This is a genomic window from Acidimicrobiales bacterium, assembly GCA_035512495.1.
Taxonomy (GTDB): Bacteria; Actinomycetota; Acidimicrobiia; order Acidimicrobiales; family CADCSY01; genus DATKDW01.
The window spans coordinates 1-26,875 of sequence record DATKDW010000050.1 but is presented as its reverse complement, the minus strand read 5'-3'; the positions used below and the strand labels follow the sequence as shown (position 1 = coordinate 26,875).

Annotated in this window: 30 protein-coding genes; 20 read left to right on the top strand and 10 right to left on the bottom strand. The window is 71.5% G+C overall.

What is annotated here, in order from left to right:
- The first annotated feature begins 376 nt into the window (after window positions 1–376).
- Window positions 377–1,393 carry a GNAT family N-acetyltransferase gene (locus VMN58_06815; protein ID HUF32905.1) on the top strand — a complete coding sequence of 339 codons (1,017 nt, stop codon included), beginning with the start codon at window positions 377–379 and terminating at the stop codon, window positions 1,391–1,393.
- A gap of 58 nt (window positions 1,394–1,451) precedes the next feature.
- On the opposite strand, the gene VMN58_06810 is transcribed toward VMN58_06815, so the two are convergent.
- On the bottom strand, window positions 1,452–2,219 hold the full coding sequence (locus VMN58_06810; protein ID HUF32904.1) for a hypothetical protein: 768 nt from the start codon (window positions 2,217–2,219) through the stop codon (window positions 1,452–1,454).
- A 78-nt stretch (window positions 2,220–2,297) separates the two neighbouring features.
- Between VMN58_06810 and VMN58_06805 the strand changes: the two genes are divergently transcribed.
- The 3 genes from VMN58_06805 to VMN58_06795 all read left to right on the top strand — a co-directional run bounded on the left by VMN58_06805 (window position 2,298) and on the right by VMN58_06795 (window position 6,855).
- Complete coding sequence (locus VMN58_06805; protein ID HUF32903.1) at window positions 2,298–3,170, top strand: GNAT family N-acetyltransferase; 873 nt, start codon at window positions 2,298–2,300, stop codon at window positions 3,168–3,170.
- A gap of 598 nt (window positions 3,171–3,768) precedes the next feature.
- Window positions 3,769–4,695, top strand: coding sequence for a cysteine synthase family protein (locus VMN58_06800; GenBank protein ID HUF32902.1), 927 nt, complete (start codon window positions 3,769–3,771; stop codon window positions 4,693–4,695).
- 1,485 nt (window positions 4,696–6,180) lie between these two features.
- Window positions 6,181–6,855 carry an HAD-IA family hydrolase gene (locus VMN58_06795; protein HUF32901.1) on the top strand — a complete coding sequence of 225 codons (675 nt, stop codon included), beginning with the start codon at window positions 6,181–6,183 and terminating at the stop codon, window positions 6,853–6,855.
- Window positions 6,856–6,982: 127 nt separating this feature from the next.
- Here VMN58_06795 and VMN58_06790 read toward each other — a convergent pair whose 3' ends face one another.
- The 3 genes from VMN58_06790 to VMN58_06780 are packed head-to-tail and all read right to left on the bottom strand — an operon-like array spanning window position 6,983 to window position 9,602.
- Window positions 6,983–7,606 (bottom strand): hypothetical protein, encoded by a 624-nt coding sequence (locus VMN58_06790; GenBank protein HUF32900.1) that lies wholly within the window; start codon window positions 7,604–7,606, stop codon window positions 6,983–6,985.
- Entirely contained in the window at window positions 7,607–9,316 is a 1,710-nt protein-coding gene (locus VMN58_06785) for a BTAD domain-containing putative transcriptional regulator (protein HUF32899.1), read from the bottom strand.
- A 16-nt stretch (window positions 9,317–9,332) separates the two neighbouring features.
- Window positions 9,333–9,602 carry a hypothetical protein gene (locus VMN58_06780; GenBank protein ID HUF32898.1) on the bottom strand — a complete coding sequence of 90 codons (270 nt, stop codon included), beginning with the start codon at window positions 9,600–9,602 and terminating at the stop codon, window positions 9,333–9,335.
- A 161-nt stretch (window positions 9,603–9,763) separates the two neighbouring features.
- Here VMN58_06780 and VMN58_06775 point away from each other — a divergent pair, with 161 nt between their 5' ends.
- Window positions 9,764–10,159: a hypothetical protein gene (locus VMN58_06775; protein HUF32897.1), complete on the top strand. Its 396-nt coding sequence runs from the start codon at window positions 9,764–9,766 to the stop codon at window positions 10,157–10,159.
- Between the two features lie 25 nt (window positions 10,160–10,184).
- Here VMN58_06775 and VMN58_06770 read toward each other — a convergent pair whose 3' ends face one another.
- Window positions 10,185–10,874: a response regulator transcription factor gene (locus tag VMN58_06770; protein HUF32896.1), complete on the bottom strand. Its 690-nt coding sequence runs from the start codon at window positions 10,872–10,874 to the stop codon at window positions 10,185–10,187.
- Window positions 10,875–11,053: 179 nt separating this feature from the next.
- Between VMN58_06770 and VMN58_06765 the strand changes: the two genes are divergently transcribed.
- Window positions 11,054–12,712 (top strand): ABC-F family ATP-binding cassette domain-containing protein, encoded by a 1,659-nt coding sequence (locus VMN58_06765; protein HUF32895.1) that lies wholly within the window; start codon window positions 11,054–11,056, stop codon window positions 12,710–12,712.
- Window positions 12,713–12,719: 7 nt separating this feature from the next.
- Here VMN58_06765 and VMN58_06760 read toward each other — a convergent pair whose 3' ends face one another.
- Complete coding sequence (locus tag VMN58_06760) at window positions 12,720–12,983, bottom strand: hypothetical protein (GenBank protein HUF32894.1); 264 nt, start codon at window positions 12,981–12,983, stop codon at window positions 12,720–12,722.
- A 77-nt stretch (window positions 12,984–13,060) separates the two neighbouring features.
- On the opposite strand from VMN58_06760, the gene VMN58_06755 reads away from it, so the two are divergent.
- Window positions 13,061–14,203, top strand: coding sequence for a hypothetical protein (locus VMN58_06755; protein HUF32893.1), 1,143 nt, complete (start codon window positions 13,061–13,063; stop codon window positions 14,201–14,203).
- A 35-nt stretch (window positions 14,204–14,238) separates the two neighbouring features.
- Here the strand turns inward: VMN58_06755 and VMN58_06750 are convergent, their stop codons facing one another.
- Together VMN58_06750 and VMN58_06745 are read right to left on the bottom strand one after the other, a co-directional pair.
- Entirely contained in the window at window positions 14,239–14,730 is a 492-nt protein-coding gene (locus VMN58_06750) for a M48 family metallopeptidase (GenBank protein HUF32892.1), read from the bottom strand.
- Between the two features lie 4 nt (window positions 14,731–14,734).
- Entirely contained in the window at window positions 14,735–15,385 is a 651-nt protein-coding gene (locus tag VMN58_06745) for a histidine phosphatase family protein (protein HUF32891.1), read from the bottom strand.
- 112 nt (window positions 15,386–15,497) lie between these two features.
- On the opposite strand from VMN58_06745, the gene VMN58_06740 reads away from it, so the two are divergent.
- Genes VMN58_06740 through VMN58_06730 form a run of 3 tightly spaced genes read left to right on the top strand, consistent with a single transcriptional unit; the run spans window position 15,498 to window position 16,750 of the window.
- On the top strand, window positions 15,498–15,647 hold the full coding sequence (locus tag VMN58_06740; GenBank protein ID HUF32890.1) for a hypothetical protein: 150 nt from the start codon (window positions 15,498–15,500) through the stop codon (window positions 15,645–15,647).
- 21 nt (window positions 15,648–15,668) lie between these two features.
- The gene (locus VMN58_06735) at window positions 15,669–15,893 is read left to right on the top strand and encodes a MoaD/ThiS family protein (GenBank protein HUF32889.1); all 225 of its coding nucleotides are present in this window, start codon (window positions 15,669–15,671) and stop codon (window positions 15,891–15,893) included.
- Complete coding sequence (locus tag VMN58_06730; GenBank protein HUF32888.1) at window positions 15,893–16,750, top strand: hypothetical protein; 858 nt, start codon at window positions 15,893–15,895, stop codon at window positions 16,748–16,750. The genes VMN58_06735 and VMN58_06730 overlap by 1 nt, the downstream gene beginning before the upstream one ends.
- Window positions 16,751–16,765: 15 nt before the next feature.
- On the opposite strand, the gene sodN is transcribed toward VMN58_06730, so the two are convergent.
- Window positions 16,766–17,176 (bottom strand): superoxide dismutase, Ni, encoded by a 411-nt coding sequence (gene sodN / locus VMN58_06725; GenBank protein ID HUF32887.1) that lies wholly within the window; start codon window positions 17,174–17,176, stop codon window positions 16,766–16,768.
- A gap of 29 nt (window positions 17,177–17,205) precedes the next feature.
- On the opposite strand from sodN, the gene sodX reads away from it, so the two are divergent.
- The 8 genes from sodX (at window position 17,206) to VMN58_06685 (ending at window position 24,099) form a co-directional block, all read left to right on the top strand.
- On the top strand, window positions 17,206–18,165 hold the full coding sequence (sodX, locus tag VMN58_06720) for a nickel-type superoxide dismutase maturation protease (GenBank protein HUF32886.1): 960 nt from the start codon (window positions 17,206–17,208) through the stop codon (window positions 18,163–18,165).
- A gap of 68 nt (window positions 18,166–18,233) precedes the next feature.
- Complete coding sequence (locus VMN58_06715; GenBank protein ID HUF32885.1) at window positions 18,234–18,659, top strand: helix-turn-helix transcriptional regulator; 426 nt, start codon at window positions 18,234–18,236, stop codon at window positions 18,657–18,659.
- A gap of 49 nt (window positions 18,660–18,708) precedes the next feature.
- Window positions 18,709–19,968 (top strand): glycosyltransferase, encoded by a 1,260-nt coding sequence (locus VMN58_06710; protein ID HUF32884.1) that lies wholly within the window; start codon window positions 18,709–18,711, stop codon window positions 19,966–19,968.
- Window positions 19,965–20,426 carry a YbjN domain-containing protein gene (locus VMN58_06705; GenBank protein HUF32883.1) on the top strand — a complete coding sequence of 154 codons (462 nt, stop codon included), beginning with the start codon at window positions 19,965–19,967 and terminating at the stop codon, window positions 20,424–20,426. The genes VMN58_06710 and VMN58_06705 overlap by 4 nt, the downstream gene beginning before the upstream one ends.
- A 369-nt stretch (window positions 20,427–20,795) precedes the next feature.
- A complete protein-coding gene (locus tag VMN58_06700) occupies window positions 20,796–21,959 on the top strand; it encodes a peptidoglycan DD-metalloendopeptidase family protein (GenBank protein ID HUF32882.1) in 1,164 nt (387 codons plus the stop codon).
- A 67-nt stretch (window positions 21,960–22,026) separates the two neighbouring features.
- The gene (proC, locus tag VMN58_06695) at window positions 22,027–22,824 is read left to right on the top strand and encodes a pyrroline-5-carboxylate reductase (GenBank protein HUF32881.1); all 798 of its coding nucleotides are present in this window, start codon (window positions 22,027–22,029) and stop codon (window positions 22,822–22,824) included.
- 133 nt (window positions 22,825–22,957) lie between these two features.
- Window positions 22,958–23,152, top strand: coding sequence for a helix-turn-helix domain-containing protein (locus VMN58_06690; protein ID HUF32880.1), 195 nt, complete (start codon window positions 22,958–22,960; stop codon window positions 23,150–23,152).
- Between the two features lie 71 nt (window positions 23,153–23,223).
- Window positions 23,224–24,099, top strand: a complete 876-nt coding sequence (locus VMN58_06685) for an SAM-dependent chlorinase/fluorinase (protein ID HUF32879.1) — start codon at window positions 23,224–23,226, stop codon at window positions 24,097–24,099.
- A gap of 317 nt (window positions 24,100–24,416) precedes the next feature.
- Here VMN58_06685 and VMN58_06680 read toward each other — a convergent pair whose 3' ends face one another.
- Window positions 24,417–24,791: a response regulator gene (locus tag VMN58_06680; protein HUF32878.1), complete on the bottom strand. Its 375-nt coding sequence runs from the start codon at window positions 24,789–24,791 to the stop codon at window positions 24,417–24,419.
- Window positions 24,792–24,894: 103 nt separating this feature from the next.
- On the opposite strand from VMN58_06680, the gene VMN58_06675 reads away from it, so the two are divergent.
- Together VMN58_06675 and VMN58_06670 are read left to right on the top strand one after the other, a co-directional pair.
- Window positions 24,895–26,388 (top strand): AMP-binding protein, encoded by a 1,494-nt coding sequence (locus VMN58_06675; protein HUF32877.1) that lies wholly within the window; start codon window positions 24,895–24,897, stop codon window positions 26,386–26,388.
- 70 nt (window positions 26,389–26,458) lie between these two features.
- The coding region (locus VMN58_06670; GenBank protein HUF32876.1) for a redox-sensing transcriptional repressor Rex at window positions 26,459–26,875 on the top strand (417 nt) is incomplete at its 3' end.

Here is a 26,875-nt window from a genome sequence, read left to right as displayed (position 1 = left end):
TGCGTACCGAGGCCCCGTCCCCTGGCCGTTTCCTCGACGGCGAGCACATCGACGACCAGCCAATCCCAGTACGTCTCGGACACGCAACCCCCGAGGAACGATCCGTCAGGAGCAGTCGCAACGACCGTGAGGGGCATCGCGCGGGTCGCCGGCGAGGCCCCGTCGGTGGCTCCCCGCACCGATCGCCCAGTTCTCCAGTGGCGGAGCCGCCGGTCATCCGGCATTAGCGCGGGTCTGAGCGAACGTTGCTGAGTCGCTCGACCGTGATTCCTTGAGGGAGGTGCTCTCTGCCGGTGGTGTGGTAGCCGAGCCGGTGGTAAAGGCGAATCGCTGGCGTGTTGTCGGCGCCCGTTGACACCTCGAACACCGTGGCGGTGTGCTCGCGGCGGTGTACCTCATCGAGGAGCTGGACCCCGATACCCCGGCGGTGGAAGTCAGGTTCAACCGCGAGCCGGTCGATGTCGACAGCATCAGCGGAGCGCCGGTATCCCACCAGGCCGATGAGCCGGCCAGTCTCATCCCGTGCTCCTACCAGCGTGAGATCGAGTTGGGTGATATCGGGGGCGGTCTCGTGCAGCGGAGGGATGCCGTCGAACCCAATGAGTTCGGCCTCGACCTGGTATGCGGCGCGCTGCACGCGAGCGATCTCGGCTGCTACGGATACGTCGCGATGGTCGAGTTCGCCGAGGGCCTGCATGTGCCGAGCATGGGCCAACAGCGCCCCGATCAGCCAGATAGGAGTGACAACGGCCCGCGCGAGCCGGCATTCTGTGCGAGTGGCACCGCTCGTGGTTCCGCTCTGTTTCGCTGGGTCTCTGAGCTCGCAGTTCTGCCGCCTTCGGCTTCCTCGGTCATGAACGTCCGCCGTCTGGAACCGAGCGACGTCGCCCTGGTCGCCTCCATCGACCGGTCGGAGCACGTCGAGGTCCAGTACCGCATCGAGGATGGTCGCCTGGTCGAGGGACCGCCCTTCAAGGTCGACATCCCACCGTGGGATGCGGATGGTTCCGGCGAGCACAGCGTCGCCAGCCACATCGCCTTCTGCGCGTCGGTCGTCGCCGATGGTGCCTCCCTGCTCGGCGCGTTCGACGACGCCGGCGAGCTCATGGGCCTAGCGACGGTGCATCCGACGTTCGAACCGGGGCTCGCGTGGCTGGCGACGCTCCACGTCAGCCGGGCCCATCGTCGGCGCGGAGCAGCGTCTGCGCTGTGGGAGGTCGGCGCCGCCCTCGCCCGCGGGGCCGGCGCTCAGTCCCTCTACGTCTCAGCCACGCCGACCGGGAGTGCAGTCGGCTTCTACCTCAGTCGCGGGTGCCGGCTCGCTGATCCCGTGCACTCGGAGCTGTTCGCCCATGAGCCCGAGGACATCCACCTCGTCTGCCCGCTGGACTGAACTCGAACAGCACAGCCATGCGGAAACCGCTCCGAGGTGCCGATCGTCGGTGTCCGGCTCAGGTGGCGGCGGAACGTCCGCTGCCGCCCGCGATTCCCAAGTCGCGCGTGTCCAGCAGCGACAGGAAGCTCTTGACCTCCTCGAGTGGGGGTGTGGTCGGCCGCACACCGAGCCAGTAGGGGATCATGCCGGGGTACTTGGTCAGGCTCGGACGATCGACCCAGGGCCGTGATGCCACGACCAGATCGTCGGCGATCTCGAAGCGGACGTCGGGTGCCTTGCGTAGGAGCCAGGCGCGGAGGTCAGCGTCGAGGACCCGTGTCAGCCAGGGCGGGTCCTCGCAGGAGAGGCGGTAGCGGCGGTCGAAGCGCCGGTCGCCGAGACCCAGGCTGGCTCGACGCACCCCCATGAGACGGTCGAGCCGGTCGACAGGGTCGATCACCGTGGTTGGTCGCCTCACGCCGGTCTCGACGAGGGCGCAGTGGTGTCGCCAGAACCCGATGCCTCGGTCCATGCCTGACCACGATCCGGCGACATCGAGATCGAAGATCCGCACCCGTCGCCCCTCGTGCATCCCCGACGCCACCCGGTGGACCCCCTCGGGGCTGAACGTCCGGAACAGCTGGAGCGGGAGGTCGGCGATGCCGCGGGTGTCGCCTGCGACGTAGGCGAGACCGAGCCGGTCGGCGAACCGCCGCCGCTCGTCCTCGAGCTCGGTGATGCGGCTGGTGTCGCGGCCGACTCTGGCGAGGTGCCCGATGACCAACCCGAGCGCCACGAGGGCGCTCACGGCGCTGACGATGATGGGGATGAACGCTGTATCCATCCAGGCTCCTCAGATGATCTGACGGACGCTACCCCTTTGGCGGCAGCTCGCCTTGGTGCGGGCAGCGATACTTGGGGTGTGGATGGGGATGGCTGGACTATCAATCCCATCAGCGGGAGCGGTCCGGCGATCGAAGCTGTTCTGGCTCACGTCGACGTGGAGCATCGGATGCTCGATCGTTGGGTTGAGGACGCCGATGTCGTCTACGGCGCGTTCATCGACGACCGCGTAGTGGCGTTCGGAGCCCGCTTCCACTTCCCGCTCCATCCCGCCAGGGACTGGATCACCGTTCACGTTGAGCCCACCAGACGCCGCTGCGGGATCGGCTCGGAGTTGCTCCAGAGGTTGCGAGCCGGCCGCGAAGTCCCTACCAAGGCCCGGATCCCGTCTGACCAGCGAGCGGGTCTGAGGTTCGCTCACGGTCACGGCTACTCGCTGCTCGTCACCTCCGCCGATGTCGCGCTGCGGGATCTTCCCGAGCCGTCGCCGCTTCCTGACACAGAGATCCTCGCCGTGCCGGTCGATGACGGTGAGTTCCTCGAAGCTCTCGGACGGCTGTACGCGGCCTCGCATCGGTGGGATCCGTGCGTCGATCTCGAACAGGCGGACGTACGGAGGCTCCTCGCCGGAGATGACGTGATCCGAGGCACAGCTCACGTGATTCGGCGAGGTGGCGAGATCATCGGCGTTGGTCTTGCTTACCGTGGCCGATCCGCTGGCGCCGTCGAGATGGCCAACTTCGGGGCGGTCGATCCCGAGGCCTCGGATGCGGTCCAGATCACTCACGCAGTCCTCCACGCGGTGGGCCGCAAGTTCCTCGACAGCGGCGTCTCGATCGCGATCGAGTGCGACTACGGAACAGGCGCCAACTCAGCCTTGCAGGACCTCTTGGATCGCTTCGGGACGCGACCGGGTTCCGCGGTCCAGATTCTCGCCGCGTCGACAACGTGATGGTGCCGAGAGCCTCAGCACACCGAACTAGGGAGGTCCTCGCTGCTTCGAAGTGCGGCGCTCCTGGATCCGGATCGACGCCGGTTGCAGAGAACGCGAGACTCGTGCGCATGACTTGGCCTTCGACCGACCCCGGGTTCGTCTCAGCCATCGAGGCGCGATACCTAGCCGAGGCTCGGCGGGCAAGTGTCACGCCGCCGGCATCCGACGTCCACGAGGCGGCCCTCGCCTCGGCGATCTATCAGGCGGACCCAACCAACGGCGGTCTCCGATACAAGGCGCTGGACGTCACTGTGCGGTCTGAACTCGACGAGCGCCTACGGCGCTTCGAGCCCCGGCCTGCATCGTCGGAGCTCTGACAGCGCTAAGTGGCGTTGACCAGCGGGTCTCCGGACGGGACCGCGTCGGGAGCCGGCCGCTCCGATCATCCAGTTGGGCAGGCCTTGACGGTGAGCGAGCCGGCAATCGGAACGCATGACGGCGGCGACCCCTGCGACCATGGAACGCGTGATCATGCGTCCTTCCTGTGGTCGAGTGCGTCTGCCATGCTCGGTCCACCGGTCGGTCGCCGCCGAAACTGAGGGGGGACGTGATGCGCGTGGGAACGTCGATGTTGGACGTCGTCGGGAACACGCCGGTGGTGCAGTTGAGGCGCGTGGTCCCGGGCGGCGCCGCGGATGTGTTCGTCAAGTTGGAGTGGTTCAACCCCACCGGGTCGTACAAGGAACGGATGGCGCTGGCGATGATCGAGGAGGCGGAGCGCCGCGGGGATCTACGGGCGGGCATGACCGTCGTCGAGTACACGGGAGGCAGCACTGGCTCGTCGCTCGCATACGTGTGCACGGCGAAGGGCTACCGGTTGAAGGTCGTGTCATCTGATGCTTACGCGCCCGAGAAGCTCGCAACGATGGAGGCGTTGGGAGCAGACCTCACCGTCGTGCCGAGCGACGGTGGCAAGGTGACTCAAGATCTCGTCGCCCGGTTGATCGCCAAGGCTCAGGAGTACGCGAATGAACCGGGCACGTACTGGACGGATCAGCTGAACAATCGTGATTCGTTGGTCGGCTACGCCGCCTTGGGCCGCGAGCTGCTTCAGCAGCTCGATCGGCCGATCGACGTGTTCTGTGCTGCGGTTGGCACCGCTGGTCTGGCGATGGGAGTGTCACACGCACTCGATGAGGCTGGATCGGGATCCCGGGTCGTGATCTTCGAGCCCGCGTCCACACCGGTGATCTCGGGGGGGGAAGCGGGGGCCCACACCGTGGATGGAATCGGGATCGGCTTCGTTCCGCCGCTGCTCGACGACGATCGCTACGACGAGGTCCGCACCGTCGACGAGGCGGCTGGCCGAGCGATGGCTCGCCGGCTGGCAACTGAAGAGGGGTTGTTCGCTGGCACGTCGACGGGGCTGAACGTCGCTGGCGCCATCGAACTGGCCGAGGAGGTCGGTGCGGGTGGCACCGTCGTCACCGTGGCCTGCGACACGGGCCTGAAGTACCTCGCCGGCGACTTGTACAAGACCTGAGACCTTCACGACGGCCGCTCACGACCGTGCGCACCGGAACGCCGGTCGTTGCTCGTCGTTGAGCACCACCCACGTCGGCGTGCTCGTCGGCCCCCACTCCGCTGAGAGCGCTTGACGATCCGCTCCGAGGTGCCGATCCTCGGCGGCCGAGTCGGGTGACGGTGGAGCGACCTCCGCCGCCCGCGATTTCCAGATCGCTGTGGCGCCCGCCGAGCCGGCGGTAGGTGGGCGCGTTCTACCGCTCGAACACGGCGTTGACAAGGCTGCCTGCGCCGATGTCGATGAGTGCGACAACCAGAACCACGGCAACGAGAAAAGCTCCAATGAGCGCGCTGATCTTGGACGTCTGGCGCAGGTTCGGCCACGAGACCTGCCGAGTTTCCGACCAAGCCTCTGCGACGTAGCGGAGAAACTGACGCATCCGTCCGTCAACCGGCGACGGGTAGTGTCCCCGCGGCTGGTGGTCGGGGCTTCGCCCGAACCCGGCTGTAGGCGGCGCAGGCGGTCGCGGTGGCCCTGGCGGCGTGCGTTGTGGTGCCGCCAAGGGTTCCATGGGCTCAGTGTCCACCAGGTGACATCACCTGTCCATGCCACCGGCGGCCGGGCGCTCGGCGCTTACCGCCATCCGCGCCATCAGCGACCGGGCCCGCTTCGCATCACGTGCACGCGACCGCGTGGCTCAGCCACTCGCGCTGGTGCCGACCGCTGAGGCGGGCCATGGTGGCGGCATGGGTGCATCTTGGCTCGGCGTCTACTCCGTTGTCGGGGCGGTGTGGACGACGTCGAGGAACGGCGACCGGAAGGTGCCGCTTCCCCATCGGTTCTTGGTCCAGTACACCGATCACCGGGGCCCCCCGGGTGCGGAGCCGATCGCACCGGCGGACTTCTTCCTGCACGGATCGCGCGACTGGGAGGACTCCGACGATCCAGATGCGTATCCCGCTCTCGGCTTGCACTTCGACCTCGATGACCCGCCAGAGACGCTCCTTCGGACCCTGTGGGTCACCGTGCCGTTGCGCCGAGCGAACTTCACCCGGGGCGTCGAGCTTCTCGTACCCAGTCCCTGGCTCGGGGGTGACGGCGACGCAGCAACAGAAGGCAGATCGGGCCCGCACCGCTACGACGTCCGGTGCAGCCGCTCACACCTCAGTACAGAGATCACCGTCACGCCTCTGGGTCAACCAGCGCCGTCCCTCTCTTCGCTGAGATTTGCCATGGTCCGCAGCGACGATGAGCCCCCGTGGCGTCGACTGCGTGTCGACTGCCGATCCGAGGCGCCGGCGGGCGAAGCCTTGAACTTCGACCTTGAGCTCTCGCTCATGGAGTCGAGTAGACGGTCCGAGCGCTAGTACCGAAGTGCGGTGTGATGGTGGTCTCAAGCGCAATCTCGAGGCGATCACGGCCGCCCCGATCAACCAGTTCGGGGTGAGAAGGACGCCGGCGCGTCGCGTCCACCCTCCCACCGTCGCCCGTACGATTGTGGGCGTGAACGAGGTCTCCCAGGAAGACGTGCACTGTCTCATCTTCGACTTCGATGGGCTCGTGCTCGATACTGAGACACCTGACATGGTCTCGTGGCAGGAGGAGTTCTCCGCCGCCGGGGTGGCGCTCGACCTGGATCGTTGGATGGAGTGCATTGGCTCGACCGTCTGGTTCGATCTGTACGACGAGCTTGAGAAGGCGACAGGCAACCCCGTTGATCGCAGTGCCGTGCGTTCGAGGCGACAACAGCGCTACCGACGGCTCCTCGCAGCGGAAGAGCTCCGTCCTGGAGTGCAGCAGTACCTGGACGACGCTGAAGAGATGGGAATGCGCCTGGGAATCGCGTCGAGTTCTACTCGCGACTGGGTTCAGCATCATCTCTCTGCCCTTGGGATCGCTGAGCGCTTCCATGTCATCCGCGGCCGGGATGACGTTGGGGGCGTCGCGAAACCAGCGCCGGACGTGTACCTCAAAGTCGTCGAAGATCTAGGCGTGTCGGCTCGGCAAACGGTCGCTCTTGAGGACTCACCGAATGGAGTGCGAGCGGCGAAGGCAGCGGGGATCAGGTGCGCTTACGTCCCGAATGGCATGACACTTTCTCTGCCGAGCGATGATGCCGACTGGGTCTTGGAGTCGCTGGCGGCCGTCCCGCTTCAGGACCTCCTCGCCCGCCCATAGGTCCCGCTCGCGGAGAGCGGCGTTGACTGGCGAACCATGGCCTCACTGGTGCCGATCAACCAATCGCGCTGGCCGAACCTGCGCGCGAGCCGCCCGTCGGCGTGCCCTGCTCGTACCCGATCAGGGCTCAGATCCTTGGATTGGTCTCCCCGGAGTGGGGCGGCTGGTTTCGGGACCTCTGACAGGCGTTAACCAGATTGCGGGTGGCGACGAGCGCATCTGCGACGGCAAGGTTCACATGGTTGCCTTTGTTCGCTCGCTTGGTGCACTCAGCAAGCAGAGCCTGTCCCCAGGAAAGTTGGCTGGCCAGTAAGTCATCGTTCGCTGGCAGCCCGAGTGCGATCGAGATCAGCGTGCTTCGTGCCACGGTCTCTGCGAGTTCGGCGAATGTGGCCAACTCGTCGTCCGGCACCGAGGTGAACGGCCAGGGCGCGCCGCGTTCGTGAGCGAAGGCCGCATATTCGACCTGCGCCATCTGACGGCCTTCTTCAGCGCCGTGCTGCCCGTACCGGATGGCCCCGACGAGCTCCGCGAGGTCTGCTGCAGCCAGTCCCATTGAGCGACCCGCCGCCTCCGGATCCCCCTGAAGCACATGCGCGAATCGGGGATCCTCTACGGCCCGTGCATAGACGGCGCGCAGTGCGTCGGCTCCCATGCCGTCATTCTGCCCTGCTGCACGAGCGCGCCTCAGCAAACCGATCACGGCCAGGCGCTGCGTGGTCGACACCGGCTCCGTTTTCAGCTTCAACACCTACAACGTCGTCAAGACGCTCCGCGCTTGGTCGAGCAACCCATCCATGCTGCCTGCTGCCGCTTCCCCGACTGCTCGTCGGGCGACGCACTCCGCCCGCTCCCGGTCGCCGGCGGCCTGCGCAGCGGCTGCCTCGGCGATGAGGATCTCCACGCCCACCCAGGTGTAGGTATCGGTCACCCGCCGGCATGAGGTCGAGGCATTGGTCATCCATTCCATCGCGGTCTCGTACTCGCCGTCGGCGAGGTACGTCAGGCCAATGACCTTGGCAGCAACTCCTTCCCAACAGGGATCCTGCAGCTGGCGGGCGAGGGTGAACGTCGCCTCGGAGTCACGGCGTACGTCGTCGGCGGGCTCGCCATTGGCGAGACGGACGTGAGCGCTCCATGCGTCAGGCCAGGGCTGGAAGGCCGTCCACCGCTCCTGCTGCGCGAGCTCACTCGACCGGCGCGCCCAGTCGGCGGCTTCAGCCAAGCGGCCTTCGATGAACAGCGTCCGGGCACCGAGGCCCAGGGCCCAGATCACGCGCCGGATGACGCCAGCGCGCTGGCTCAGCTCGACGGCTTCGGCGAAGCGATCGGCGGCCTGGCCGGTCTTGCCCCAGTCGCTGAGGTTCATCGCCTCGAAGCCCGCGAGTACCGCGACGAGGGCCGGATCGTCGCCGGCGAGCTCCGACGCAGCAACCAGGTTCCGCGTCGCGCTGTCTCGACGTCCGGCGAGCATGTCAACGTAGACGAGCTCTGACAGCGCTTTGGCCGCCGTGATCTGCGAACCGGCGTCGGTCGCGGCTTGGACGGCTTGTCCGAGGACCACGGCCCCTTCGTCGTCGTAGCCGCGGATTGCATGGACGAGGGCGGTGCCGAGCTCCATCAGGCACTCACCCAGGAGTGCAGTGTCGCCCGTCGTCTCCGCTGCCGCAGTCGCTCCCCGGAGACATTCGATGCCGGCGTCCGCAGCGCCTGCCGACAGGGCGGTAAGCCCCGCGTCTCGCAACGTCGTCGCCGATGTGTGAGATGACACGCCTGGCACCGGGGACGCCACCCTCGCACGGGCGGCACCTCGGATCGCGGGGGTGGGCTCCACGCCCAGCTCCCGACGGAACATCGCCTCGCTGACCTCCACTTGGTGGAGCGCTGCGTCTGCGTCGCCTGCAGTCGCGAGTGCCTTCACGAGGAGGACGTGCGGGCCTTCGTCCAATGGGTTGCGCTGCACCATCGCAGCGGCGCAGGTGACCGCACGGTCGGGCTGATGGCTCGAGAGGGCACGAAGGGTCGCCTGGCGCAGGCACGACAGCACCTCGCTGGCAACCCGCTGGCGCTCGATCAGCAACCACGTGTCGAAGCTCGCCGAGCCAGCCACGGCGACTCCCTCGAGGAACTCGCCCTCGGGGATGTCGTCGGGGACCGCCCCACGGCGGACCTGGTCGACATCGACGATGGTGTCGGCTCCCAGCTCCGCCGAGAGCGGGTTCCCTTTGAACGCGTCGACCAGACCGGTGCGCCGGCGTAGCTCGGCGAGCGACCACCGCAAGGCCCCCATGGGGTCGTCCGCTTCGCTGAAGAGCTCCTCGATCAGTCGTTGACGAGAAACCGGATCTTCGGACCGGATCAGCCGAGCCAACAGCGCCCAGGTCTTGTTGCCGCGAGGACCGGCGATCGGCTCGCCGTCGAGTTCGAGCCGGGGTCGTCCGATCAGCCGGATCGCCAACACCATCCCAAGCTACCGATCACGCGGCGTGGGCGCTCGCCGGCACAGCCGGGAGGCTCTCGAGATCCTGCCCTCGCGTTGCGGCCGCCCGGAGGAGGGCGCAATGCACGATGCCGAAGGCGCGAAGCCGTGCGATCTCCGTACCTGTCCAGTCGACGAGCGCCGCTGCGGCCCCCGGGCACAGGTGCCGGGCCGCGATGGCGAACTCTTCCAGGACCATGGACTCGCTCTCCGTCCGCTGGGTTGCGATCTTCTGTGCAGTGCGTGCGAGAAGCTGTTCGAGGCTCATCGTCGTGCTCCTTGTCTCGGTTGCCGTATCCACAGCATCCGTGGCTCACGTGTGACGAGCCGTGTGACCAGGAAGTCAGCGCGCCTCGATCACGATGGCCACGGTGCACCCGCCAGCCGGCTTGTCGTCCCCGACGGCGCGGGAAGTAGCGTGCTGGCCCGATGGCCCTCCTGAAGCGCAAGAACGACGCCCCGGCCAAGGGTGACCGAGTGGTGGCAGCCCGCGACCTCGTCGGCATCCGCGAGGGCACCGCCGGACGGATCGAGATGGTCGTGGGTCTCACCTGGACCCGCTGCTGGGTCCAGTTCGACACCGGCGAGTGGATGGGCTCGATCGACGCCAAGGATCTGGTGCCCGAGCACGACTGGTCCGCCTACCAGATCCGCCGGGCCGAGGCCGAGGCCCGTGCCGCCGAGGAGGCGCGCAACCCCCCGCCGGCGGCCGAGGCCCCCGCGGCGACGACTGCGCCCAGTGGTGGCGGCGGTCCGGCCAGCCGGATCCCTGCCCACATCCTCGATCGCAGCAAGGCGGCGCGCGAGCGCCTCCCCAAGTCCTGACCGCACCCCAGGGTGCACGCCGAGCTCAGCTGAAGCGGTAGCCGACGCCCCGGACGGTCTCCAGGCGATGACCCGACTCGCCCATCTTCAGTCGCAGCCGGCGGATGTGCTCGGTCACGGTGGAGGGGTCCTGCCACTCCGCGGACGACCCCCAGACCTCGGCGAGCATCTCCTCGCGGGTGAACGCCCGCCCGGGCGACCGCACCAGGAAGGCCAGGACCTCGAACTCGCGGCGGGTCAGGGTCAGCGGCTCGCCGTCGAGGCGGGCCTCATAGGCGGCGAGGTCGACCTCGAGGCCGCCGCCCGCGTCGAGGAGGTCCACCTGCTCCGGCGGCGCCGCCCGGCGGAGCACCGCCCGGATGCGGGCGGTGAGCTCGCGGGGGGAGAACGGCTTCACCACGTAGTCGTCGGCGCCGAGCTCCAGGCCAAGCACCCGGTCGCCCTCCGACCGCCGGCCGGTGAGGATGATCACCGGGAGGTTGCGCCCGGCCAGGGCCTCCATGACGCTCAACCCGTCGAGGCCGTCCAGGTCGAGGTCGAGCAAGAGCAGGTCGGGGCGTGACGACTCGACCAGCTCCAGGGCCCGGAGGCCGTCGCCGGTGCTGTCGACCACCATCCCGGCCCGGCGGAGCACCGTGCAGATGAGCTCCTGGACCGCTGGGTCGTCTTCGGCCACCAGCACGCGTGGGAGCACCTCGACGGGTGCGTGCTGCATGACGCCCATGCCTGTCCATCGGCCCCCGGCGGCCCAAGGTGAAGTGGTTTCTTCCCTTTCGACCCCGCCTGACCGGAATCGCCGGGTGGTGGGCGCGCTCGGCCGCTACGGTCGTGCCCGTGCGCTAGCGCGATCCCACACCGAGCCCTCGTCCACGTCTCGCTCCCCGGGGTCCCCGCATGCCGTCTCCCTCCTCGTCCCTCGTCGCTCGCGACCTCGCCGTCGCCCACGGCACCGCCCAGGTGCTCGACGGCGTTGACCTCGACGTCGGCCCCCGCAGCCGCGTCGGGGTCGTCGGCCCCAACGGGGCAGGCAAGACCACGCTGCTGCGGGTCCTGGCGGGCCTGCAGGACCCCGACCGCGGGACGGTGGTGCGGATGCCCCCGACGGCAACCGTCGGCTACCTCCCCCAGGAGCCCGACCGGCGGACCGACGAGACGCTCTACGCCTTCCTCGCCCGCCGCACCGGCGTCGCCGGCGCCGAAGCCGCCCTCGACGCCGCCACCGCCGCCCTCGCCCAGCCCGACGGCGAGGAGGCCGCCATGGCTGCCGCCGAGGCGTACGCGGTCGCCCTCGACCACCTCCTCGCCGTCGGGGGCACCGACCTCGAGGCCCGCGCCGCCGCCGTGTGCGACGACCTCGGCCTGCCTGCCGACCGGCTCGAGGCGGGCACCGCAGTGCTGTCCGGCGGGGAGGCGGCCCGGGCCTCGCTTGCCGCCGTGCTGCTCTCCCGCTTCGACGTGTTCCTCCTCGACGAGCCCACCAACGACCTCGACTTCGCCGGCCTCGACCGCCTCGAGCGCTTCCTCGACGAGCTGGCAGGCGGGGTGGTGGTGGTCTCCCACGACCGAGCCTTCCTCGACCGGACGATCACCTCGGTGCTCGAGCTCGACGAGGCCAGCCACGGCGCCACCCTCTACAACGGCGGCTGGTCGGCGTACCTCGAAGACCGCGCCGTTGCCCGCCGCCACGCCGAGGAGGCCTACGCCGTCAACCAGACCGCCAGGCAGCGCCTGGCCGGACGGGCCCAGACCCAGCGCCTGTGGGCCACCACCGGGGTGCGCAAGGCCAAGACCAAGGCATCCGACGGCGACAAGCACATCCGCCACCGGGCCGTTGCCTCCTCCGAGAAGCAGGCGGCCAAGGCCCGCCAGACGGAGCGTGCCATGGAGCGCCTGGAGGTGGTCGACAAGCCCTGGGAGGGATGGGAGCTGCACCTCGAGATCGCCGCCGCCCCCCGCAGCGGCGACGTCGTCGCCCGCCTCGACGGTGCCGAGGTCACCCTCGGGACCTTCCGCCTCGGCCCCGTCGACCTCGAGGTGGGCTGGGGTGAGCGGGTGGCGCTCCTCGGCCCCAACGGCAGCGGCAAGACCACACTCCTGCAGGCGCTCCTCGGCCGCGTCGAGCTCACGGCGGGCACCCGCTGGCTCGGCCCCGGCGTCGTGGTCGGCGAGATGGAGCAGAGCCGTGGGCGCTTCGTGGGCGACGAGACCCTGCTCGATGCCTTCACCGCCGCCAGCGGCACCCTTCCCCAGGAGGCCCGCTCGCTGCTCGCCAAGTTCGGCATGGGCGCCGAGCACGTGGCCCGCACCGCCGCCACCCTCTCACCGGGGGAGCGCACCCGCGCCGCCCTCGCCCTCCTCATGGCCCGAGGCGTCAACTGCCTCGTCCTCGACGAGCCCACCAACCACCTCGACCTGCCCGCCATCGAGCAGCTGGAGCAGGCCCTCGACACCTACGACGGCACCCTCCTCCTCGTCACCCACGACCGCCGGCTCCTCGAGGCCGTGCGCACCACCCGCTCCGTGGAGGTCCGAGACGGCACCGTGGTGGCCTGAGGCTGACTCAGGTGTGGGCGCCGCAGGTGCGCGTGGCGGGAGCCTCGATGAGGCGGCCCTCCTCGAGCGGCGTGGTGCAGATCTCGCAGGTGCCGTAGGTGCCGGCGTCGAGGCGGGCCAGGGCGTGCTCCACGTCGGCGAGCTCGGCCTCGACGCTGACGAGGCGGTCCAGGTCGATCGGGGCCCGCGCGGTGACGATGCCCGGCTCGTCGGCGTCGCCCACCGCCTCGGCGGGATCAGCTGGGGGCGCTGGGGGCGCGGGCTCGTCCACGGCACGACCCTACGTGGCCGGCCCGTCAGCTGGGGGGCATGCCCGATCTGCGCCGGCCACGCCCGTACGCTCGCATCGTGGTCTGTCCGACGCTTGATCCAGACGAGGTGGTGCGCCAAGCCGAGCTCGACGCCGAGCGCCTCCGGGGCGACGCCCTCCTGGAGCGGGCGCGGACCATCCAGGCCGCCCGGGAGGAGGCCGGCTGCCTCCTGGCCGAGACCGAGACGCTGGCCGAGGAGTGGCTGGACGAGGTCGACGACGAGCGCGTCCGCGTGCTCGAGCTGGCCCGGGCCGAGGCAGAGCGGCTCCGCGACGAGGCGCGGGCCGAGGCTGAGGAAGCCGCCGCCCTCGTCCGCCAGGCCCGCACCGATGCGGAGGCTGTCCGAGCCGAGGCGGCGCGGGAGGCCGCCGAGGTCCGTGCCGCCGTCGACGACGAGGTGACCCGCCTCCGCGCCCGGGTCGACCAGGAGGTCACCGCCCAGGCCCAGGCGCGGGCCGCCGAGTCGGAGGAGGAGGCCGAGCAGCTCCGGGCCGGCGCTCGGGCCGACGCCGAGCGGCTCCGCGCCGAGGCGGCCGAGACCGCCGCCGCCCGCCTCCGCGACGCCGAGGCGCGGGCCCGCGAGCTCACCGAGCAGGCCGCCGCCGACGCCCAGCGGCTCCGGTCCGAGGCGGCCAGCACCGCCGTGCTGCGCGCCGCCGAGGTCGACACCCAGGTCGAGGAGCGCCGTCGTCAGGCCGAGACCGAGGCGGCCGCCATCCGGGAGCGAGCCGAGGCCGATGCCGGCGAGGCCCGACGCGCCGCCCGGGACGACGTCGCCGGCACCCGCGCCGCGATCGAGCGCCTCCGCGGCGACCTGGCCCAGCTGGCCCGCGCCACGGCGGCGGCCATGCCGGGCCTCGACGCCGCGTCCTCTGCCCTGGCCCGGGTCTGGGGCCCCGACGACCCGCCCCCCGTCCACGCGCCCCCCGTCGAGCCGCCCCCGGTCGCCGACGTGCCTCCCCCCGTCGTCGAGACCACGGTCGTAGAGGCTCCGGTCGAGCCGCTTCCAGTCGAGCCGCCCCCGGTCGAGGCGCCCCCCGAGGAAGAGCTCGAGGAGCTGGTGGTCGAGGCGCCGGTCGAGGAGGCCCGCGGCGTCGACGACGTGTTGCCGGACCGCCGGGTCGAGGTCGGGTCCGAACGGCGTCCGGCCCTCCTCCGCCGACTGCTTCGCATCGGCTGACGCCGAGCGGGCGAGGGAACCGGCGCCCCGTCCCGCTATTCCCGCTCGCTCGGCTCCTCCGGCCCGATGCCCTTTGCCAGGAGGAAGCCGATGGCTCGCTCTGCCCGCGGGTAGCGCGCCGTGAGGGCATGGAAGGCGGGGCCGTGGCCCGGTTCGACGAGGTGGGCGAGCTCGTGGACCACCACGTAGTCGACCACCCACGGCGGGAACCCCGCGAGGCGCGACGAGAGGCGGATCGAGCCGTCGGCGGGCGTGCACGAGCCCCAGCGCGATCGCTGGTTGTCGACCCAGCGGATCGAGGTGGGCTCCGGCAGCTGGTGACGCCGGGCCAGGGCCCGGGCTCTGGCATCGAGGTCGATGGCGTCGCTGCGCTGCCGGCGGGCCACCCGTCGGCTCATCTCCCCGACCCAGTGCGCCTCCTCCTCGGCGGTCATGGTGGCGGGGATGCTCACGCGCAGCACGCCGTCGACGGTGCGAGCCGACACCGTCTTGCGCCGGCGGGCGCTGCGGATGACCTCGACGTCCACCGGCCTACAGCTGTCGGGGGATGGTGATGGCCACTTCGTCGGGGTCGACGAGCAGGAGCCTCGGACCCACCGACATGCGGCCGTCCTGCACGAGGAGCTCGACCCCGCCGAGGTTGGGCAGCTGGGCCGGATCGACCCCGAGGTGGCGCTCGAGCATGCGGATCACCCCGCCGTGGGCCACGGCGAGGACGTCGGCGCCCTCGTAGGCGTCAACGATGCGGGCGACCGCGCTCAGCACTCGCTCGATGATCTGCGGCGCCGTCTCGCCGCCCGGCGGGTCGACCGGGCCGGTCGGCCGCTCGCTCCCGGTGCCCCCCGGGCCGCCGGAGCGCCGGAAGAAGGCGTGCAAGAGGTCGGGCCAGCGCTCCTCGATCTCGGCCCGGGTCAGGCCCGTCCACTCGCCGACATCGCGCTCCCGCAGGCCCGGGTCGATGGCCGCCGGTCCGACCCCGAGGGCGTCGGCGATGATGACCGCCGTCTCCATCGCACGCTGGAGGTCGGACGCCACCACGGCGTCGATCGAGCCCACCCCGCCGGCGGCCGACCGAGCCTGGGCGCGGCCCACGTCGGTGAGGGGCGGGTCGGCCCAACCCTGCCACCGACCGGTGGCGTTCCACTCCGACTGGCCGTGGCGGACGAGCAGGATCCGGGTCACGGCACCGACGGTAGACGGCCGGTGCGACATCGAAGGTCGCCCTCGAGCCTTGGTGCGCTGACACGGGCGTCAAGTACCCTCTCCGGCTGGACGAGCACCTCCCGGAGGACCGATGGCACTGTCGCTCGACAAGCTGGTCACCACCATCTACGACGCCGGCGAGGACGGCCTGCGCGCGCGCGACGCCGTCGAGGCCACTGCCGGTGGCCAGACCGTCATCACGCAGGGCCTGGCCGAGGTCGACGCCCCGGTCCCGGCCTAGCCCGAGGTGGTCGTGCTCCGGATGTTCGCGTCGGCGCGAGAGGCAGCGGGCACCGGGACCGACACCATCGACGCCGATACCGTGGGCGCCGTGCTCGACGAGGCCCGCCGCCGCTACGGCGAGCGCTTCTCCACCGTCCTCGACGGCTGCCGCGTGTGGCGCAACGGCGACCCCGCCGACGCGGGCGACGCGGTCGGGCCGGGCGACGAGGTGGCCGTCCTCCCCCCAGTGTCGGGCGGGGCCTGATGGATGTCGCCCCCCTGCCCCCCGCCTCGCCCCCTCGCCGGCGCCCGCCGGCGCCGGAGCGCCTCCAACTGGCCGTGGTCCACGACACCGCGGGGCCGCGCGTGCGCGTCGGCATGGTGTGGTTCGTGGCCAGCGTCACCGCGGCCGCCGTGGCCCGCCCGCTGCTCGCCCTCGTGCTCGCCGTGGCCGCGGGCGCCGCTGCCGGCCAGGTGGCCCGCCTCCGGGTCGGCATCCGCCCCGAGCACACCCCCGGGGGACGGGCCCTCGTGGCCCACCTCCTGGCCGAGCCCCACGGCCTGCCCGCCGCCCTCGGCGGGGCCGCCATCCCGTTGGCGGCCGCTGCCGGGGTGAGCACCCTCACCGCTGCCCTGCCCGCCGTGGTCCTCGTGGTGGCCGTCCACCGCCTCGCCACCGTCGGCGATGGGCGCCCCGCCTTGCCCGAGGCCGCGTTGGCGGTCACCGCCTCCCTCGGCTTCGGCCTTGCTGCCGCGGGGGTGGTGCTCGTCGCCGAGGTGGCGCCATCGGCCGCCGTCGTCCTGATCGTGCTGGTCAGCGCCTACGACGCCGGCGACTTCATCGTCGGCTCGGGGTCGGCTGCGGTGTGGGAGGGGCCCGCTGCCGGCATCGCGTCGGTCGGGGTGTTCGCCTTCGCCGCCAGCGTGGTCGTGCTCCCGCCGCTGACGCCGGGGTCCATCGCCACCCTCGGCGCCCTCACCGCCATCACCGCACCGCTCGGCCCTCTGGCCGTCTCGCTCCTCCTCGGCACCGGCCGGCGGCGCGCCCGGTACGCGAGGAGGCTCGACTCGCTCCTCGTCCTCGGCCCACTCGCCCCCTGGGTGCTCCTGGCAACGCTGTAGGAGGCCGGTCGCTGGCTACTTCTTGGTCTCCCAGAAGATGCGGTCGATCTCGGCGATGGCGTCGAGGAGCTTCTGGCCCTGGGCCGGGTCCTCGGACTTCTTGGCCTCGCCGGCCAGCTTGGTGGCCTCCCAGAACGTGGTGTGCAGCTTGGGGTGGTCCTCGAGGTGGTTGGGCTTGAAGTAGTCGGTCCAGAGCACCCACAGGTGGTGCTTGACCAGCTCGGCCCGCTCCTCCTTGATCTGGACGGCGCGCTGCTTGAACACCGGGTCGTCGGAGTCCTGGAACTTGGTCTGGCAGCCCTTGACCGACTCGGCCTCGATGCGGGCCTGGGCCGGGTCGTAGACGCCGCAGGGCAGGTCGCAGTGGGCGGCGACGGTGACGGGCGCCCGGAAGCGGTCGGCGGTGATGAGCAGGCGGGAGATCATGGGTGGCGCTCCTTGCTACACAAGTGTGGATGTCCGGTCGACCCTACTCCCGGCCTCCCCGTGCGGCGACCGTCGCCGCCGTGACCGTCGCGGTCGGCGCCCTCCTCGCCCTCGCGAGCCGCTTCGCGGTCCGGGTGGTGGTCGCCGGCGACAGCATGCGACCGGCCCTCGAGCCCGGCGAACGCCTGGTCGTGCTCCGCGGCCTGCGCCCACGGGTGGGCGACGTGGTGGCCGCCCCCGACCCGCGCTGCCCCGGGCGCATCGTGGTCAAGCGGGTGGCGGCCGTCGGCCCGGACGGGGTCGAGCTCGCCGGCGACCATCCGGCGGCGAGCACCGACAGCCGCACCTTCGGCCCCGTCGAGCGCCGCCGGGTCCTCGGTCGGGCGGTGTGGCGCTACGCCCCGGCCGGCCGAACCGGTCGTCTCGGCCCGGCGCCCGGGCGCCCCGCTACGCTCGGCGCGGTGGACCGCGACAAGCTGCAGCGCCTGCTGGCCGACGACGACGGCGACGTCTCCGCACTCTCCATGGAGGAGCTGCGGTCCCGCCGGGCCGAGTGCCAGACGGTCGAGGTGTCGTTGTCGTACCAGCGGCGCATGGCCCAGGGGCGCCTCGACATCGTCGCCGCCGAGCGCCGCCACCGGGCCACCGGCGAGGGGCCCGACGGGGCGACCCTCGTCGAGCAGCTCCCCGGGATCCTTGCCGACCGCATCACCGCCCCGGGCAGTGGCCGCCTGCCGCGCCTCATGGCACCCGAGGCTGCCGAAGTCGATACCGACGAGCTCGACGCCATCGTCGGCCCGATCCTCCTCGGGACGCTCGGCGAGCTCGACGACGCCGCGCTCGAAGTGCTCGTCGAGCGCCTCTCGGCCTACGAGGCCGAGGTCTCTTCCCGGCGCCGCGAGCTCCACGACCACATCGACGCCCTCCAGGCCGAGATCACCCGCCGGTACCGCACGGGCGAGGCCACGGTCGACTCCCTGTTCAGCTAGCGACCCGCGGCGCACCGGCGGTCGGCGACCGACCGGGGCCTGCCCTCGCGGCGGCGTAGATTGGCTCCATGAAGGAGCTCGAGTCCCGCTGGCGCGACCTGGGCGGGTTCATCCGTGAGCAGCGGATGGTCGGCCAGATCTCCCTGCGCAAGCTGTCGGAGATGGCGGGGATCTCCAACCCCTACCTCAGCCAGATCGAGCGGGGCCTGCGCAAGCCCTCGGCCGAGATCCTCCAGCAGATCGCCAAGGCCCTGCGCATCTCGGCCGAGACCCTCTACGTCCGGGCCGGGATCCTCGAGGAGCGCGAGGGCGACGAGGACGTGACCATGGCGCTGCTGCGGGACCCGCTGCTGAGCGAGGACCAGAAGCAGACGCTGCTCCACGTCTACCGCTCGTTCGTGGTGTCCGCCGTGGCGGAGTCGGGCGACGCACCCGACGACGACGCACCCGACGACGACGCACCCGACGACGACAGCGCGGCGGCCACCGCCTGAACCTCGGCCTGCCGGGAATCCTGACCCCGGGGGTAGCGTTGGTCCTCTCGTGCGCAGGCTGGCCGTCCTCTCGTTTCACACCTCGCCGCTCGTCCAGCCCGGAGTCGGCGACAGCGGCGGGATGAACGTCTATGTCCGCGAGCTGGTCTCCGCCCTGGCCCAGGCCGGCGTGGCGTGCGACGTCTACACCCGGGCCTGGTCGCCGGACCTCCCGACCGAGGTGGTGGTCGAACCCGGCTTCCGAGTGGTCCACGTCGACGCCGGCCCGCGCGCGGAGGTGGCCAAGGAGGAGCTGGCTGCCCTGGTGCCGGCGTTCGCCGAGGGGGTCATCGACCACCTGCGTGCCACCGGTGAGACCGACGCCATCCACGCCAACTACTGGCTGTCGGGCGTCGCCGGCCACCTCGTCAAGCACGCCCTGGGCCTACCGCTGGTGTCGACGTTCCACACCCTCGCCCGGGTCAAGGCCGAGGCCGCCGAGGCCGAGCCCTCTGACCGCATCGAGGCCGAGGCCGAGGTGATCCGCTGCTGTGACGCCATCCTCGCCAACTGCTCGGAGGAGGCCGCCGACCTGCGGCGCCACTACGACGCCCCGGCGGATCGGATCGAGATCGTCGCCCCCGGCGTCGACCACGCCTTCTTCTCCCCCGGCGACCGGGGGGGCGCCCGGGCCGCCCTCGGCTGGGCCGAGCCGGGACGCATCTCGGCATCGGGGGGCCGGGGGGCAGCGGCGCACCCGGTGCTGCTCTTCGTCGGGCGCATCCAACCCCTGAAGGGCCTCGACGTGGCGGTGCGCGCCCTCGCCGCTCTGCCCCACGAGACCGCCGAGCTGGTGGTGGTGGGCGGGCCCAGCGGCGCCGGCGGCGCAGCCGAGCTTGCCCGGGTCCAGTCCCTGGTGTCCGAGCTCGGGCTCGTCGAGCGCGTCCGCTTCGTCGACCCCCAGCCGCACCACCTCCTCTCCACCTGGTACCGGGCGGCCGACGTGGTGCTGGTGCCGAGCCGCTCCGAGTCGTTCGGCCTCGTGGCGCTCGAGGCCGCTGCCTGCGGCACCCCCGTGGTGGCGGCGGCCGTCGGCGGGCTGCGCACCCTCGTCGACCACGGCTCGACCGGCTTCTTGGTGCAGGGCCGGCGGCCCGAGGCCTACGCCGCCTACGTGGCGGAGCTGCTCGACAACCCCGTGCTCGCCGCCGAGATGAGCAGCCGGGCGACGGCCAAGGCGGCGGGCTACACCTGGTCGATCGCCGCGGCCCGACTGCGGCGGATCTACACCGACCTCGCCGCCCGCTCCCTGGTGGAGGACTGCTCGTGATCCCCCCGGCGACCCCCGAGGAGCTCGACGCCACCGAGGCACGGATCGATGCCTGGCTGGCTGCCGAGCTCGACGGCAACCCCATGCTCGTTGCCGTCGACCGCGGTGAGCCGGGGGAGCGGCGCTGGTTCGTGCGCCTGGCCGGCGAGGAGAAGGACGTCACCACCCTCTGGTTCCGCCTCGGCCAGCGGGCCCTGCACGTCGAGACCTATGTGATGCCGGCGCCGGAGGAGAACGAGGCCGAGTTCTACGCCCACCTCCTGCGGCGCAACCAGGGCACCCACGGCCTGTTCTTCGCCATCGGACCCGAGGAGGCCATCTTCCTCAAGGGCCAGCTGCCCTTCGGCGCCATCGACGAGGCCCACCTCGACCGCCTGGTCGGCTCGGCCTGGACCTACGTGGAGCAGTTCTTCCAGCCGGCGCTGCGGTTGGGCTTCGCTTCCCGGTTCTCGGGCTGATCTCCAAGAATTCCATGTTGTCTCATTGCATCTCGTGATACTCCGCGCGTAGGCTGACCGGCGGAGCCCGAGGGGCGCGACGATCACCGGCGTTCGGGGAAGTACGCCGGTGGCAGGAGCGCTCCCCGGGCTCCGCCACGTCCGGCGATGGCCCCCAGCGACGGGACCCGAGGCGCGCGGCGTCCAGGCGTACCCCGAGGCGCCGGCAGGTATGCGGACCATGCATGGCGAACCTGTTGCAACCATGTTACGGTCCCCCCGTTCCTCCGGAGCCGGCCCCGAGCCGGTCCCGACGTCGTGTTACGGCGTGACTCGAACGATCGACCCGCCCCCGGGCCCGCTGACCGAGAGAGACCAACCACCGACCGCATGACGAAAACCCGCCTGACCTTCCTCGTGCTCGTCGCCGCCCTCGTGGGTGGGCTCTTCGGGACCGCCGACGCCGCCAGCTCGAGCGACCCTCGGACCAAGCGCGATGAGCTCCGCAACGAGCGGGCAGCCCAGGCACGTCAGCTCGACGGGATCAAGGCCGGCGAGCGGGAGCTCATCGCCGCCGTCGGGGTCCTCAACCAACAGGTGGCCGCCCAGACGGCGCGGGTCGAGGCCGCCCGCCAAGCCGTCGCCGCCGCCGAGGGCGAGCTGGCCGAGGCCGAGACCTCCCTTGCCCAGACGCGGGGCCGCATCACCGGCCTCACCGACACCCTCATCGCCCGGGCCGTGCAGTCCTTCATCCGCCCCGACACCTCCGAGATCGACGAGGTCGTCCAGTCGTCCGACATCGCCGAGACCGCCCGCCGCAAGGTCCTCATGGGCTCCGTCGCCGCCTCCGACGCCGACGTGATCGACCAGCTCAACGCCGCCCGAGAGGACTTCGAGCTGGCCAAGGCGGCCGCCGAGGCCGCTCGGGCAAAGGCCGTCGGGCGCAGGACGGTCACCGAGACCGAGCTCGGCACCCTCGAGACCGCCCGCGTCGAGCAGCGCCGCCTCCAGGCGAACCTCGAGACGCGCAAGCGCGAGGTCCTCGGCGAGATCGAGGCCCTCTCCCGCGACGAGGCTCGTCTCAGCCGGGAGATCGCTGACCGCCAGGCCGCCCTCGCCCGCCAGGAGCAGGCCCGTCGCCAGAGCGAGGCGACCACCCGGAACGTCTCCACCGCCCCCGCCGGCTCGGGCGGGTGCGTGTGGCCCACCCGCGGCGCCGTCACCTCCGAGTACGGCAACCGCTGGGGACGCCTCCATGCCGGCATCGACATCGGGGCCTCGACCGGCACCCCGATCTGGGCGTCCAAGGCCGGCACGGTGATCTCGTCGGGTCGCCAGGGCGCCTACGGCAACACCGTGGTGCTCTCCCACGCCGGCAACATGACCACCCTCTACGCCCACCAGAGCCGCATCGTCGTCTCCAACGGCCAGACGGTCAGGCAGGGCGAGGTCATCGGCTACGTCGGCAACACCGGCAGCTCCACCGGGCCCCACCTGCACTTCGAGACCCGCTACGGCGGCTCGCCCCGCAACCCCCGTAGCTGCCTCTCCTGACCCTGCCCGGCCCCGCGGCAGGCGCATCTTCCGCTCCCTCGGCGGTCACCAGTTAGGTTGCGGCGCCATGGCGACACGTCTGGTGATCCTCGGCGGCGGCCGGATGGGCGAGGCCATCCTCGGCGGGCTCCTCGCCTCAGGCTGGGCGGCGCCGGCCGACCTCGCCGTGGTCGAGGCACTGGCCGCCCGGCGCGACGAGCTGGAGGCCCGCTTCCCCGGTGTGACGGTGTCCGACGCGCCGGTTGCCGCCGACGGCCTGGTGGTGGCGGTCAAGCCCGGCGACGTGGTGGGGGCCTGCGAGGCCGCTGCCGCCGCGGGCGTGGGTCGGGTCCTGTCCATCGCCGCCGGGGTGTCGCTCGCCACGCTCGAGGGAGCCCTCGGTGAGATCCCCGTGGTGCGCGCCATGCCCAACACCCCCGCCCTCGTGGGCGCGGGGGCGGCGGCCATCGCCGGCGGGACGGTGGCGGGCGAGGCCGACCTGGCTTGGGCCGAGGAGGTCCTCGGCGCCGTGGGCGAGGTGGTGCGGGTGCCCGAGCACCTCCTCGACGCCGTCACCGGCCTGAGCGGCTCCGGCCCCGCGTACGTGTTCCTGGTCGTGGAGGCCCTCATCGAGGCGGGCGTGCTCGCCGGCCTGCCCCGCGACGTGAGCACCGCCCTCGCCACCCAGACGCTGCTCGGGTCGGCCAAGCTCCTGGCCTCCTCCGACGAGGGTCCCGAGGCCCTGCGGGCGGCCGTGACCTCGCCGGGCGGGACCACCGCCGCCGGCCTGCGGGTGCTCGAGGGGGCCGGCGTCCGCAGCGCCTTCCTCGAGGCCGTCGCCGCCGCCGCCGCCCGCTCCCGCGAGCTCGGGGTGACCGGGGGGTGATCGGGGCCCGTCACCGACGGCGCCGGCTCCCCCTCCGAGCGGCGCCGGACAACGAAAGAATGCACGAACCTCTCTAGGCAACGGCAGCACCGGTGGCGTACAGTGACCCCAAGCGGAGATAGGGGTGATTCCATTGGCTCAGCGACCCGGGCGCGCCCGGTACCTGACCGTCGCGGAAGTCGCCGAGACCCTGCGCGTCTCGACGATGACCGTGTACCGGTTGATCAAGGCAGAGGACCTGCGGGCGGTTCGCGTCGGCAGGTCCTACCGGCTCTCGGAGGACGAGGTCGACCGGTACCTGGCGCGGGGGTTCACCGAGGCCGGGTGATCGGGGCCCGTCACCGACGGAACCCTCCCTTCGGCCGAGGCTGCGATTTCGCGCGGGTACCGTGATCGGGCATGTCGCCGGCGCCCCAGACCATCTCGTTCCTCTCCGACTTCGGCACCGACGACGAGTCGGTGGGCGTGGTGAAGTCGGTGATCCGCTCGATCGCGCCCGACGCGTCGGTCATCGATCTCACCCACGGGATCCCCGCCCACGACGTGCGGGCCGGCTCGCTCGCCCTCGCCCGGGCCGTGCAGTACGTGGCGCCCGGCGTGATCCTCGCCGTCGTCGACCCGGGGGTGGGCACCGAGCGCCGGGCCGTGGCCGTCGAGGTGGCCGAGGGCCTCGGCACCTTCGTCGGCCCGGACAACGGCCTGCTCGCCTCGGCGGTCGCCATGGCGGGCGGCGCCACCCGGGCCGTGCACCTCAACGACCCCGAGTACCACCTCGAGGCCCCCGGCATGACCTTCGCCGGTCGTGACGTCTTCGCCCCGGTCGCCGCCCACCTCTGCGCTGGTGTCGACCTCGACGACATCGGCGAGGCCATCGACCCCGCCGGCCTGCTCCCCGGCACCCTCCCGCTGAGCCGCGAGGAGGACGGCCGGCTGGTCGCCGAGGTGCTGTGGGTCGACCGCTACGGCAACCTCCAGCTCAACCTCGACCCCGACGAGGTGATCCCCTTCGGCGAGCGAATCACGCTCCGCGCCGACGACATGGTGCGCACCGCCGGCTGGGCCTCAACCTACGACGTCATCCGCCCCGGGGAGGTCGGCCTGGTCATCGACGCCTACGGGCTCGTCTCGCTGTGCATGGCCCGCCATCCGGCGTCGAGCGAGCTCGGCCTCGACACCGGCGATGCCGTCACGCTCGAGTCGGCGGGTGACGCCGTCGGGATCGAGCAGCCGGTCAGCCTCGGCCTGCGCCGGCCCCACCCGGGGGAGCCCACATGAGGCCCGCCACCACCGTGGTCCTCGCCCTCCTCATGGCCGCCCTCTTCATAGCCGCCACCCTCCAACTATTCGTCCTAGCCCGCTAACCAAAAACAAAAAGGGGGCCTCGGCGAAGCCGAGACGACCTTTGACCCCCAGCCCAAGAAGAGCCGCACGAGCAACCCCCCGTCAGCAGCCCAGGGAAAGGGGCCGCCGAGGACAAGGCAGCGGTGGGTGGCACCGAGGGAAGGGGCCCGCACCCGGAGCCTGCGGAGGGTGTGGGAAGGCTCCGCTCGCTGACAGGCCCCGCCGCTGCCGGACGCGCGAAAACTGTCCGCCTAGTACAACGAGCCGCAGAGCCGATTGATCTCCCGCTCGAGCGACTCGAGCCCCTCCACCTTGCCGATCACCAGGGCCACGCCGGCGTCGCGGGCCCGGCGCTCGAGCTCGGGGCTGACGAAGGCGGTGTAGAGGATGATGACCTGGTCGGGGTGCCGCTCGCGGATGGCGGCGGCGGTCACCAGCCCGTCCATCTCGGGCATCTTGTAGTCCATGACGATGGCGTCGGGTGGCACCGCGTCGGCCAGGGTGATGGCGTCGGCACCCGACGCGGCCTCACCGGTGACCTCGAAGCCGTCGAGCTCGAGCATGTTGCGCAGCATCCGCCGGACGTGGTCGGTGTCGTCGACCACCATCACCTTGATGGACCCCATTGCCGGGTGACGTTAGCCGTCGGGCCGGTCCGGAACGACGCGAAAGGCCGCAAGTGGGGCGGCACGGCACCGGGGCGGCGGCCCGGCGGTAGCGTGCGCCCCCGTGAACCTGGCTCGCATCATCGACGGCCACCCGGATGACGCGGTGGCGCTCATCTCTCGGGGCAAGCCCACCACCTACGGCGCGCTCCGCGACCAGGTCGCGGCCATGCGGGGCGGGCTGGCCGGCCTCGGTCTCGAGCCGGGCGACCGGGTGGCGCTGCTGTGCGCCAACAACCGCTGGTTCGTCGTCTCCTACCTCGCCGCCCTCGGGCTCGGCTGCGTGGTCGTGCCCCTGAACCCCCTGAGCCCGGCGATCGAGATCCGCAACCAGCTGGCCACGGTCGGGGCCCGCGCCGTCGTCGTCGGCCCCGCGGGGCGCGCCTCGTTCGACGCTGTCGACCGCGCCGAGATCCCCACCGTCGAGGTCGTCGTCGCACCGGGTGGCGTCGAGGTGGACGGTGCCGCGGCACTCGAGGACCTGCTGGGGTCCGACCCCGTGCCGACGCTCGAGCGGGACCGCAGCGACCTCGCGGTGCTGGTCTTCACCGCCGGCACCGCCGGGTCGCCCAAGGCGGCCATGCTCACCCACGGCAACCTCGCTTCCAACCTCGAGCAGGTCCAGCTGCTCCCCGAGCGGGGGCTCACCCCGGACGACGTCAGCCTCGGCGTGCTGCCCCTGTTCCACATCTTCGGGCTCAACGTGGTCCTCGGCCTCACCCTCGTGGCGGGTGCGTCGGTGGTGCTGGTGGAGCGCTTCGACCCCGCCACCGCCGCCGAGACGATCACGGGCAACGGGTGCACCGTGGTGGCCGGCGCCCCGCCCATGTGGGTGGTGTGGTCGTCGATGCCCGGCCTCGACCCCGACACCTTCGCCAGCGTCCGCCTGGCCTTGTCGGGCGCGTCGAAGCTGGCCGAGGAGACGGCCGAGGTCATGCAGCGCCGCTTCGGGCTGCAGATCCTGGAGGGCTACGGCCTCACCGAGGCGTCGCCGATCGTGACCTCCTCGGCCGGAGGCGCCCCGGTGCGCGCCGGCTCGATCGGCACGCCCATCCCCGGGGTGGAGCTGCGCCTGGTCGACGACGGCCAGGACGCCCTCCTCGGCGACGCCGGCGAGATCTGGGTGCGGGGCCCCAACGTCTTCGCCGGCTACTGGAAGGACGACGAGGCGACCGCCAGCGTCCTCACCTCCGACGGGTGGCTGCGCACGGGCGACATGGCCGTGGCCGATCACGAGGGCAACCTCTCGATCGTCGACCGGGCCAAGGACCTCATCATCGTCTCCGGCTTCAACGTCTACCCCGCCGAGGTCGAGGCGGCGCTGCTCGAGCACCCCGGCGTCGATGGAGTGGCGGTGGTCGGCATCGAGAGCCCGTACTCGGGCGAGACGGTGAAGGCCTACGTCGTGGCGGCCCCCGGCGTTCACCTCGATGAGGACGAGGTGATCGAGCACTGTGCGCACCGGCTGTCGCGCTACAAGTGCCCCACCAAGGTGATGTTCGTCGACGAGATCCCCCAGGGCCTCGGCGGGAAGGTGCTGCGTCGGGAGCTGCGCTGAGGCGACGCCAGCGCCCCGACATTGCCCGATTGTGAACGGGCGCCCCTGTCGCTCTAGCATCGGGCCCGACATGGTGGCCCACTCCCCCCGACGCATCCCCGAGGCCACCGTGGCCCGCCTGCCGGTGTACCTGCGCAGCCTGGCCGAGCTGGCCGACGCCCGGATCACCACGGTGTCATCGGAGCGCCTGGCCGACATGGCCGGCGTCAACGCCGCCAAGGTGCGCAAGGACCTGTCGTACCTCGGCTCCTACGGCACGCGCGGGGTGGGCTACGACGTCGAGTACCTGCTGTTCCAGATGAGCCGCGAGCTCGGCCTCAACCACGACTGGCCCGTCGTCATCGTCGGCATCGGCAACCTCGGCCACGCCCTCGCCAACTACCGCGGCTTCGGCGATCGGGGCTTCCCGGTGGCGGCCCTGGTCGACGCCGACGATGGCAAGGTGGGTGAGCGCATCGGCGACCTCGTCATCCAGGGCATCGACGAC

What these genes read in the sequence shown, in the direction of transcription:
- VMN58_06715 (HUF32885.1), top strand. Translation starts at nt 18,234, where the DNA reads ATGAAGGAGCTCGAGTCCCGCTGGCGCGACCTGGGCGGGTTCATCCGT.
- VMN58_06770 (HUF32896.1), bottom strand. Translation starts at nt 10,874, where the DNA reads ATGCAGCACGCACCCGTCGAGGTGCTCCCACGCGTGCTGGTGGCCGAA.
- VMN58_06775 (HUF32897.1), top strand. Translation starts at nt 9,764, where the DNA reads ATGGCCCTCCTGAAGCGCAAGAACGACGCCCCGGCCAAGGGTGACCGA.
- VMN58_06700 (HUF32882.1), top strand. Translation starts at nt 20,796, where the DNA reads ATGACGAAAACCCGCCTGACCTTCCTCGTGCTCGTCGCCGCCCTCGTG.
- VMN58_06680 (HUF32878.1), bottom strand. Translation starts at nt 24,791, where the DNA reads ATGGGGTCCATCAAGGTGATGGTGGTCGACGACACCGACCACGTCCGG.
- proC (HUF32881.1), top strand. Translation starts at nt 22,027, where the DNA reads ATGGCGACACGTCTGGTGATCCTCGGCGGCGGCCGGATGGGCGAGGCC.
- VMN58_06780 (HUF32898.1), bottom strand. Translation starts at nt 9,602, where the DNA reads ATGAGCCTCGAACAGCTTCTCGCACGCACTGCACAGAAGATCGCAACC.
- VMN58_06740 (HUF32890.1), top strand. Translation starts at nt 15,498, where the DNA reads ATGGCACTGTCGCTCGACAAGCTGGTCACCACCATCTACGACGCCGGC.
- VMN58_06730 (HUF32888.1), top strand. Translation starts at nt 15,893, where the DNA reads ATGGATGTCGCCCCCCTGCCCCCCGCCTCGCCCCCTCGCCGGCGCCCG.
- VMN58_06810 (HUF32904.1), bottom strand. Translation starts at nt 2,219, where the DNA reads ATGGATACAGCGTTCATCCCCATCATCGTCAGCGCCGTGAGCGCCCTC.
- VMN58_06765 (HUF32895.1), top strand. Translation starts at nt 11,054, where the DNA reads ATGCCGTCTCCCTCCTCGTCCCTCGTCGCTCGCGACCTCGCCGTCGCC.
- sodN (HUF32887.1), bottom strand. Translation starts at nt 17,176, where the DNA reads ATGATCTCCCGCCTGCTCATCACCGCCGACCGCTTCCGGGCGCCCGTC.
- sodX (HUF32886.1), top strand. Translation starts at nt 17,206, where the DNA reads ATGTCCGGTCGACCCTACTCCCGGCCTCCCCGTGCGGCGACCGTCGCC.
- VMN58_06735 (HUF32889.1), top strand. Translation starts at nt 15,669, where the DNA reads ATGTTCGCGTCGGCGCGAGAGGCAGCGGGCACCGGGACCGACACCATC.
- VMN58_06685 (HUF32879.1), top strand. Translation starts at nt 23,224, where the DNA reads ATGTCGCCGGCGCCCCAGACCATCTCGTTCCTCTCCGACTTCGGCACC.